Source organism: Streptomyces sp. NPDC057271, assembly GCF_042668715.1.
Classification (GTDB): domain Bacteria; phylum Actinomycetota; class Actinomycetes; order Streptomycetales; family Streptomycetaceae; genus Streptomyces.
The window spans coordinates 25,178-33,946 of sequence record NZ_JBHUYJ010000086.1 but is presented as its reverse complement, the minus strand read 5'-3'; the positions used below and the strand labels follow the sequence as shown (position 1 = coordinate 33,946).

Here is an 8,769-nt window from a genome sequence, read left to right as displayed (position 1 = left end):
CCTCTGAAACGTCAACTGACCAGGACAAACACGAGCCAGCATCAGTGGTGGGGAAACCCGAACATCTCGGTGGCCTCTTCCCCGAACCTCACACCATGGTCAAGGCGGAAAAGGAACTGCCCACGTCGTCGATCGACGCGAAGTTCTACGGCCTGGAGGCCGGCCGCCACGTCCCGCCGGACCGCGTGTGGTCGGCGTGGCTGTGCGGCGACCACCTCGTCAGCGAGCGCCGCGAGGTCCTGCGGCAGTTCGCCAACGGCATCGACGCCAACAACCGGCGCGTGCACCGCGCGTTCCTCGCGAGCGTTCGCGTGCTCGGGGAAGGCGTCGACATCACCGGCGAGCGCGGTGTGGAGGCGATCTGCTTCGCCGATACCCGCGGCTCCCAGGTGGAGATCGTGCAGAACATCGGCCGCGCGCTGAGGTTGAACCGGGACGGCTCCACCAAGGTCGCGCGGATCATCGTGCCCGTCTTCCTGGAGCCGGGCGAGGACCCGACCGACATGGTGGCCAGTTCGAGCTTCAGGCCGCTCGTGGCCGTGCTCCAGGGCCTGCGCAGCCACGATGAGCGCCTGGTCGAGCAACTCGCCTCCCGCGCCCTCAGCAGCGGGAAGCGCAAAGTCCACCTCCGGCGCGATGAGGACGGCCGGATCATCGGCGCCGACGGCTCGGGGGAGGGCAAGGACCAGGAGCACGACGACACCCACGCCGCCGCCGAATCGGCCCTGCTCCACTTCAGCACCCCCCGGGACGCGGCGACCATCGCCGCGTTCCTGCGCACCCGGGTGTACCGGCCGGACTCGCTGGTGTGGCTGGAGGGCTACCAGGCCCTCATCCGCTGGCGGGCGGAGAACGGGATCACCGGCCTGTATGCGGTCCCGTACGACACCGAGACGACGGTGGGCGTCACCAAGCACTTCCCGCTGGGCAGGTGGGTGCACCAGCAGCGCAAAGCGCTGCGCGCCGGTGAACTCGATCCCCACCGCAAGGAACTGCTGGACGCGCCCGAGGCCGGGATGGTCTGGGAGCCGGGCGAGGAAGCCTGGGAGACCAAGATCGCCGCGCTGCAGTCCTACCGGCGGGCCACGGGACACCTCGCCCCGCGTCAGGACGCGGTCTGGGGCGAAGGCGAGGCGATGGCGCCCGTCGGGCAGCACATGGCCAACCTCCGGCGCAAGGGCGCGAAGAACGGCCTGGGCAAGGACCCGAAGCGGGCGGAGCAGCGTGCGGCGCAGCTCACCGCGATCGACCCGGACTGGGACTGCCCGTGGCCCCTGGACTGGCAACGCCACTACCGCGTCCTCGCCGACCTCGTCGACGCCGACGGCCACCTGCCCGACATCGCACCCGGCGTGCTCATGGACGGCGACGACATCGGACGGTGGCTCCAGCGGCAGAAGCAGCCGGGCACCTGGGCGCAGCTGTCGACCAAGCAACAGGAGCGGCTGTCCCGGCTGGGCATCACGCCCGCTCAGGCGCCGTCTCCCGCTGCGGCGGCCACGCACGCGACGAAGGGCCCGAACAAGGCACAGCAGGCGTTCCAGCGCGGCCTGGCCGCCCTTACTCAGTGGGTCAAGCGCGAGGGTGTCGACCGGGCGGTGCCGCGCGGGCACAGCGAGTCGATCACGGTCGACGGCGAGACGGAGCCGACGTTCGTGAAGCTGGGGGTATGGATTTCGAACACCCGCGCGAGGTGGGACAAGCTCGGCGCGGAGCAGCAGGCAGCCCTCGCAGCCCTGGGCGTGCCCTGGGCAAAGGCCGCAGCGGTGCCAGCCCCGTCCGGCGGACCGGCTCCGACGGACGGCGGCCCGGCGCAGCCCGTGCCGCCGGTGGTACCAGCGCAGGGGCAGCATGTCCCCCACGCCGACACGCTGACGGGCGAAGAGCGCGAAGCCGAGGCGGCCCGCGGGCGGGCGCGCATGCAGCGCCTCGCCGAACTGACGCGGAAGCACACCAAGGCCGAACTGCTGCGCATGGCCTACGCGGGCGGCCTGGTGAACCACAACTCCCCCGAGAAGTGGCGCAAGGACGAGATCGCCTCCACCGTCGTCGACAACGAGCTCCGGGCCGCCGCCCGGTCCGGGGCCGGCCAGCCGCCCGCCCCGCCCGCGGCGACCGCCCCGGTGAAGCGGCCGCCGGTACGGCACCACCATGACGAGTGCGACAAGGTGCTGTACGAGGGCGGCGCCTGCACCTGCGACCTCATCGAGCAGTACGGGCCGCCCTCCGAAAGGGAGGACTCCTAACTGAGACGACCGCTGCACGCTCCCCCACCGGACCCCGGGCCTGTACAGGCCCGGGGTCTCGTGCTGTCGGCGCAGTCGTACGGACCCCGTCACGGCCGCCCGGAGCGTGTCGCTCAGGTGGAGACGACATGCGGATGGCGGCACCGGCGGGCGGGCGGTGTCCCGGTCCGCCAGGACCCACTCGGGCTGTCTCCTCCCAAGCACGGAGTCACGAGTTGAGATTGTCAAGTGTTGGTGTCCAGACTGCCAAAGATCGCAATCTGAACGCACAAGAGTTACGAGCCTCAAATACGGTGCAGCCTGCGGCCTTTGGTGGACAACAGTTTCCTATCGGGGTCATCAGTTTTCACATGTTTTCCGACTAGCCGAGCTGAGCGGGCGCCCGGCCGGGTGCGCGCTCCCGTAACCGGCACCCGAACCGCCCACGCCGGGGCGCATAGTTGGGCCTGTGAACACCGAACTGACCGTTCTCAAGCGGGACAAGGCCGTGAGCCAGGGCGACACGATACGAATGCTGCTGGACGAGTCCAAGCGCACCAGTCGTGCCGTCCCCATCCGGCGTGCGTTCGTCCAGGACACCGTCCCGGGCCCCCGCCTGGTCACGAAGCCCGGTCCCTTCCGTCACCTGCTGCGCAGCCCCGAGCGGCTGGAGCTCTTCCTCCTGGTCCACTGCGTCGCCGCACGGGGCCCACTCCCGCGCGGTCGCGTCGACGGCGACTGGGGCGTCACTCGCCGGTCCGAGACATGGGGGCGCGCCGCAGGGATCTCGTTCGCCACCGACGGCAAGGCGAGCGCCGCGGTCTCCCGGCACCTGGCCAAGCTGAAGGAACTGAAGCTGATCAGCACGGCGCCGGACGGCCGGATGACCCGCATCACCAAGCTGCATGAGGACGGCTCCGGGGACCCGTACACGCTGCCATCGGGCAACTTTGAGGGCTCCCGCAAGGACATCTATTTCAAGGTGCCCTTCGAGTACTGGGAGCAGGACTACTACAAGTCGCTGACGATGCCGGCGAAGGCGATGCTGTTCATCTTCATGAGCCAGCGCAAGCCCTCCTTCGTCCTGCACAAGGACAAGCAGTTCGCGTCCTGGTACGGAATCTCCCCGGCGACCGTCGGCCGCGGCATCACGGAGCTGAAGGCGAAGGGGCTGCTGTACGAATTCCTCACCAAGCAGTACCTGGACGGCTCCTCCATCTTCGGCCAGAGCACGGGTGTGCGCTGGGCGCTCGCCGCGCCGTTCGACCTGAACATCAACAAGACGGAGCGCGAGGCGGCGGAGGCCGCTTGGACTCTTGAGGGCATCGCCCGCACCGCACTGCGGATCAGCTCCCGTATCCCCGCGCTCTCGGGGGCTGCGATTCCGCGATGAGCACCGCCGGGGCGCTACGGCCCCGGCCCCACGACTCCCGGCCCGGCACACCCGGGTCGGGCGCGGCGCAGGCCGCCGCCCCGTAAACGGGCGACGGCCCCCTGTTCCAGCAGGGAGCCGCCCAGTGAAGAAACCGACAGTCACTCCCCAAGGAGGCACCATCAGCATGTCCATCGAGCCTAAGGGCACTGACCAGCCGGCGTCGACCCGGCATCACCAGGGCAACGGCAAGCTGCGCCACGCCTGGTCCGAGATCCGGACCCGGCTGCGGCAGTTGCTGGACGCCGGCCGCCGCCGTCGCCTGCGCACCCTCGCCCGTACGGCGGGCCACGGCATCCTCCGCGGCGCCGCCGGTGCCGTGGGCGCGAGCGGGACCGGCTGGATCATCTGGTGGATCCAGCAGCGCTGACCCGGCGCACCCGCTGATCCCACATCCGCAGACCTGGTGGTCCCGGTCCGAGCCGGGGCCACCAGCGGCTCACCCCGTACGACGGTCACCACACGCGGGCCGCCGTACGTACTGGACACACCCACAGGCCAACAGGTGGATGGGAGTCTTAGCGATCTTCGACGATGAAGCACGCCCGCTGGTAGAGCTCATCGAACGTGATGATCTCGACGTCCTGGATCGATGTCCGGTACAGCTCGAAGGAGTTGATCTTCTCCGGGTTCACACGGCCGTGGTGGGTGAACTCGCGCAGGCTCCCGATCACCACGACCTGCCGGGGCCGGGTGGTGGACAGTTCGACGCCGGTCGGGGTGCCGTCGTCGTCGTAGATGTGGGTGAGGAACTCGCGGGAGATGAGCTGCTGGGCCTTGCTGACCGTCTTCTGCACCTGCGCCACGCCGCCGCCCAGTTCTTTCGATGCCTGGTAAACGCCCGCACGGTACGGGGCCTTGGCGAGCAGCTCCGTGTTGTGGGTCTTGATTTCGCAGAAGAGCATGCTGCTGATCAGGCCCTTGGAACGCATGATGGCGTCGATGCGTTTCCCGGCTCCGCCGAAGATGTCAGCACCGGTGGTGATGCGTTCCAGTTTGCCGTCGTCGATGGATTCGCAGGCGATGAGGTTGAGCCCGTAGCCGAAGATCCACTGGTTCGTCTCGAAGAAGGCCTGCCAGACCGCCTCCGCCCCGCGCGTCGTCGCAAGGCTCTCCTCCTGCTGGAAGTAGTCCGGATCGTTCAGCAGCCGCTTGAACTTCTGGAGCTGCTCTCTGCGGTTGCTGATCAGCCGGATGTCCTCCTCTGTGAGCCCGCCGCCGATCGCGGTCCTGACCGCGCCGAGAACCATCGTCCGGTCCTGGCCGGTCAGCAGCTGGGTCAGCTGGGCCTCGTCTCCTGCCACGAGCTGGAGGGAGCCGCCGGGCGTGCTCAGCCCGGCGCAGCCCTGGAGGAAGTTGATGACCTTCCAGAAGTTCTCGTGGACGTCCCCGGTGTCGACGAGCGCCTTGACGGCCCGGGTGGCCCCGGTGTCAGGCACCGTCTGCGTGGCGGGGACCTCCCCGGCCTTCTTCTTGTCCTTCTTCCACAGCTTGATCCTCGGCGTGAAGGTGCTGCCCTTCTTGATGATGGTGACGCTGCACAGTGTGGCCACCTGAGGCCGGTCGTCGAGGACGAAGTCGGTGATCATCCGGCGTGCGCGGGTGTCGTAGAGGTAGTGAAACCCGCTGCTGTCATGCGAGGCACGGATCTCCAGGTCGGCGAAGTCCCCGCGGGTGACGTCGAACTCGGTGGTGGTGAAGGGGAGGCGGAGACCGCGAACGATGGGGGTGGCGGGTGCGGTGGCTTGGGCCCGCCAGTCCGGCGGGATGTGGGGCAGCGGCCGACTATCGCCTTCGACCACGAGGTCCTGGACGTCGGTGCGTCCGAGCTGGCTGAGCAGGCTCTCCAGTGTCCGCCAGATCACCTCCTTCGTCTCCGGGGCGCAGGTGGGCAGGAGCTCGCGCTCCACGGTTAGGACCGCCTCGTAGGTGTCCGCCGTCCAACCGTCACCAGGCACGGGGTTGAAGAAGCCGCCGTCGCGACGCAGGGTCAGGACAGCCGTGCGCAACAGGTCGCATGCGGTCTCCTCGCCGGCGCAGTCCAGAAGGCTGTAGGCCTGCCCGAGGACCAGGTCGAGCTTGCTCCGGTCGTCGTCGTTCAGCGGCAGCGGGACCAACGGGCCCGTGGGCGGAAGCCGGACCGGCGTGTAGATCGGCCGGCCGGAGAGGAAGTCGTAGGAACGCAGGCCCCATCCGTCCGGTGCCAGCAGCCGGTTCAGCTCCTCAACCTGCTTCATCGCCTCCTCGACGCTGGCCGCAACCTCGGGATGGACCATTCGTGCCAGGAAGGCGAGCAGCACCTCGTCCGGTCCTTCGGAGAGCTCCAACCGGGAGTCCTCGAAGATCCAGTCGTCGTCCAGGTCGTAGTTGTTAATCCGGTGCTGCTGGATGTCAGCGCGGACAGTCGGGAGCGGGCCGTTCTTGGATGCAGGTCGGTCCAGGTCGTAGAGGTCCTCCAGAAACGTGACCTCGTCCAGTTTCCCCCACCAGGGGCTCGATATCCCGCGCAGATAGCTGAAGATGTCGTGCCGCGTCACCGTCGTGATCGATGGCTGCGCGTGTGCCGGGGCGGAGTCGCTGGACGTCATGTGTCCAGGATGGAGGGCAGGGCGGTCAGATACCGGTCGATCGGAACTTTCCTCTGTCGAACGAGACTTCAGACGACGAAGCGCAGCGCGGCAGCGGGGCGGTGGGGGAACCGCCGACCGGCCCGACCCGGCCGACCCGCGGTCAGCGCGGCCCGTTCCGGCGAAGCCGTTGCTGGAGCGGGACCACCATGGCGAGTGCGATCTGGCCCCTCAGCGCCCTCCGGACCCAGGCCTCGGAGGCCTGGGGTCTCGTGCTGCCAGTCGGCGGGGTCTACCGCAGCGTGTGCCGGAAGCCCTCGAGCCGGTCCATCAGGATCTCTCCTTGAGGGGTCAGGACGTGCGGCTCCTGCGCTCCCATGTCGGCCAGGAGGTCGGAGACGAGTGCGCAGGCCACGACGACGGCCTCGCGCTGGTCGGTGACGATGGCGGAGAGATCGCCGGTGGTCTGTGCAGGGACTGCTGGGAACGGCGTCGCGGGGCCGTGGTGGAAGGCGTGTTCCGCCGCGATCAGGTGTACGGGCTTGTCGCTGTCGTCGAAGCGGTGGAGCGCGGCGGACAGCATCAGATCGCCCGCTGATCCGGTCTCCGCCGCCCAGGCTGCGGCGGCCTGTACCAGGGCCACGAGGTCGAGTTCTAGTCCGCGCTGGAACAGCCGCTTGGGGCCGTCGTCGTTGGTGTGGTCGCTCTGGAGGTTGATGGGCATCGCCGCGTAGAAGCTGCCGTCCTCGTGGAGCTGGCCGGTCGGCACGCCCTCGAAGCGGACCTGGCGGCGGCCGACCAGCACGGGGCGGGCCGGCTGCACGTTGGTGCTCACGCCTTCACCGGCGAGCTTGACGAAGCGGTCGAACGCCGCGTCCCGATCCACCCGCGTGGTCACGGGATAGGTGCCACGGACGGCCGGAACGGCGGCCAGACTGACCCAGCCCGGGTAGTAGGTCGCCTTGGGACTGCCGCCGTGGGCCGTGCTGGTCAGGTAGCCCGACAGGTAGCCGAAGCCCGCGTCGACGACCTCGTGGAGGCGGTTGACGTCGTCGGAGGCGGCCTGGAAGCGGTCACGGTAGCGCTGGGCGATCTCGGATTCGGCGAGGGTGCGAGTCGTGGTGCCGTGCCGGACGTGGACGCGGAAGTTGTAGTCGTTGCCTGGAGCCGCGACCGCGTGCGGGGCCTGGGTGCTCGGGGGCACGGTGAGCACCCAGTAGATCTTGCCCGCCTTGCTCTCGGACTTCACCGGTCGTACGCCCACGTTGGGTACGACGGGCTGGATCCAGTTCGCGAGCACCGAGCGGATCCATTCCTCGCCGCGGCCGGGCTCCGGATCGATGGGGGCCAGGGCGTGCGCATGGTCCTGATCGCCATCGTGGACGCCGATGACGACCATGCCGCCAGCAGTGTTGGCCATGGCGGACACATCCTTGGCGAGTTCCTTCTTGCCCGCGTCGGTGCCCTTGTAGAAGTCCTTCTTCCAGTCGAGGTCGACGCTCTCGGGGATGTGGTTCTCGACCGCACGCTGCAGATCGTCCTCGGTGAGGTCGTCGGGGTGTCGTCCCAAGGCGGCAGTGAGCCGTGCGGGCAGGGCCATTGGAGCTCCAGTGTGTTCACCACGTACTGCTGGCGATCGCCAGCCAGATCACGCTAAACGGGATCACCGGGCCGTCACCACGCATTTCCGGTACTGAGCCCGCCGCCTGTCGTCGGGCTTGCCCAGGACCAGCTGGACGCGCTCCGAGAGCTGAGCACGGAGTGGGCGTGACCACGACCGGCGGCACCGTGGTCGGGCACACGATCGATCGAGTAGCGCTGCACGGCCGGCTCCGGCCGACAGGCTGGAGCCTGACGGACTGATGACCGCCGGGAACAGGGACAGGGCCCCGGCCTGGTGGCGGGGCCCTGAAGGTCTGTGCGGGACGGAGGGGAACGCTACACGTAGCGGTCTATGGGCTCCGCGACGTATGTGCCGTCGGGCAGCTCCACGTCGGTGAGCTCGAACCGCTCGGGGCCGCGGCCGACGTCGCGCGTGATGATGGTGCCCGGGCGGCGGGTCGTGACGTGCAGGACCGGGTTCCCGTCCGCGTCGACGCTGTTAAGCAGGATGTACCGGCGCAGCGTGTTTCGCCGCCGCTTGACGTACCACCCGAGGACGGCGAGCACGAGCACGACGGCGAGCCCGCCGAGGAACTCCGGCACCGCGTCGCGGAGGATGCTCACGGCGATCTCGGTGACGTCGGAGTGCTCGTTGAGGGCCACCCTCGCCCAGCCGAGCTGGACGTCGCCCGGGGCGGTGTGAGGGGGCATGCTCTTCATGGAACCGGTCCTCCCGATTGCAGTTCCCGCCGCTCGTGGTGTGAAAGCCGGGTCGAGCAGTCGGTACGGGGTGCACCTGGTGTGCTCCCCTACGAACACCAGTCGGGGGGGGGGGGGGGGGGGGGTGGTTTTTTGTGTTTTTCTGCGGGGGGTTTGCTCCGGCGGGGGGTCCCTCCCCTATGGTTTTTTTTTTGGTTGCTCCTGTTTCCTTCCCCCTCCCGGT

5 protein-coding genes and 1 pseudogene are annotated in these 8,769 nt (G+C 68.8%); 3 read left to right on the top strand and 3 right to left on the bottom strand.

Features of this window, described 5'->3' with window-relative positions; all coding sequences use genetic code 11:
* Positions 1 to 104: 104 nt before the first annotated feature.
* The 3 genes and pseudogenes from ACFUJR_RS29735 to ACFUJR_RS29725 form a co-directional block, all read left to right on the top strand.
* A pseudogene (locus ACFUJR_RS29735) lies at positions 105 to 2,246 on the top strand (Helicase associated domain protein); the annotation flags it as partial.
* Positions 2,247 to 2,694: 448 nt separating this feature from the next.
* Entirely contained in the window at positions 2,695 to 3,618 is a 924-nt protein-coding gene (locus tag ACFUJR_RS29730; RefSeq protein WP_383179719.1) for a hypothetical protein, read from the top strand.
* Between the two features lie 166 nt (positions 3,619 to 3,784).
* Positions 3,785 to 4,027 (top strand): hypothetical protein, encoded by a 243-nt coding sequence (locus ACFUJR_RS29725; RefSeq protein ID WP_383179722.1) that lies wholly within the window; start codon positions 3,785 to 3,787, stop codon positions 4,025 to 4,027.
* 148 nt (positions 4,028 to 4,175) lie between these two features.
* On the opposite strand, the gene ACFUJR_RS29720 is transcribed toward ACFUJR_RS29725, so the two are convergent.
* The 3 genes from ACFUJR_RS29720 to ACFUJR_RS29710 form a co-directional block, all read right to left on the bottom strand.
* Positions 4,176 to 6,245 (bottom strand): Shedu anti-phage system protein SduA domain-containing protein, encoded by a 2,070-nt coding sequence (locus ACFUJR_RS29720; protein WP_383179724.1) that lies wholly within the window; start codon positions 6,243 to 6,245, stop codon positions 4,176 to 4,178.
* A gap of 271 nt (positions 6,246 to 6,516) precedes the next feature.
* Positions 6,517 to 7,824, bottom strand: a complete 1,308-nt coding sequence (locus ACFUJR_RS29715; RefSeq protein WP_383450918.1) for a helix-turn-helix domain-containing protein — start codon at positions 7,822 to 7,824, stop codon at positions 6,517 to 6,519.
* A 338-nt stretch (positions 7,825 to 8,162) separates the two neighbouring features.
* Positions 8,163 to 8,546 (bottom strand): hypothetical protein, encoded by a 384-nt coding sequence (locus ACFUJR_RS29710; protein WP_383179730.1) that lies wholly within the window; start codon positions 8,544 to 8,546, stop codon positions 8,163 to 8,165.
* Positions 8,547 to 8,769: the final 223 nt, after the last annotated feature.

What these genes read in the sequence shown, in the direction of transcription:
- ACFUJR_RS29715 (WP_383450918.1), bottom strand. Translation starts at nt 7,824, where the DNA reads ATGGCCCTGCCCGCACGGCTCACTGCCGCCTTGGGACGACACCCCGAC.
- ACFUJR_RS29710 (WP_383179730.1), bottom strand. Translation starts at nt 8,546, where the DNA reads ATGAAGAGCATGCCCCCTCACACCGCCCCGGGCGACGTCCAGCTCGGC.
- ACFUJR_RS29720 (WP_383179724.1), bottom strand. Translation starts at nt 6,245, where the DNA reads ATGACGTCCAGCGACTCCGCCCCGGCACACGCGCAGCCATCGATCACG.
- ACFUJR_RS29725 (WP_383179722.1), top strand. Translation starts at nt 3,785, where the DNA reads ATGTCCATCGAGCCTAAGGGCACTGACCAGCCGGCGTCGACCCGGCAT.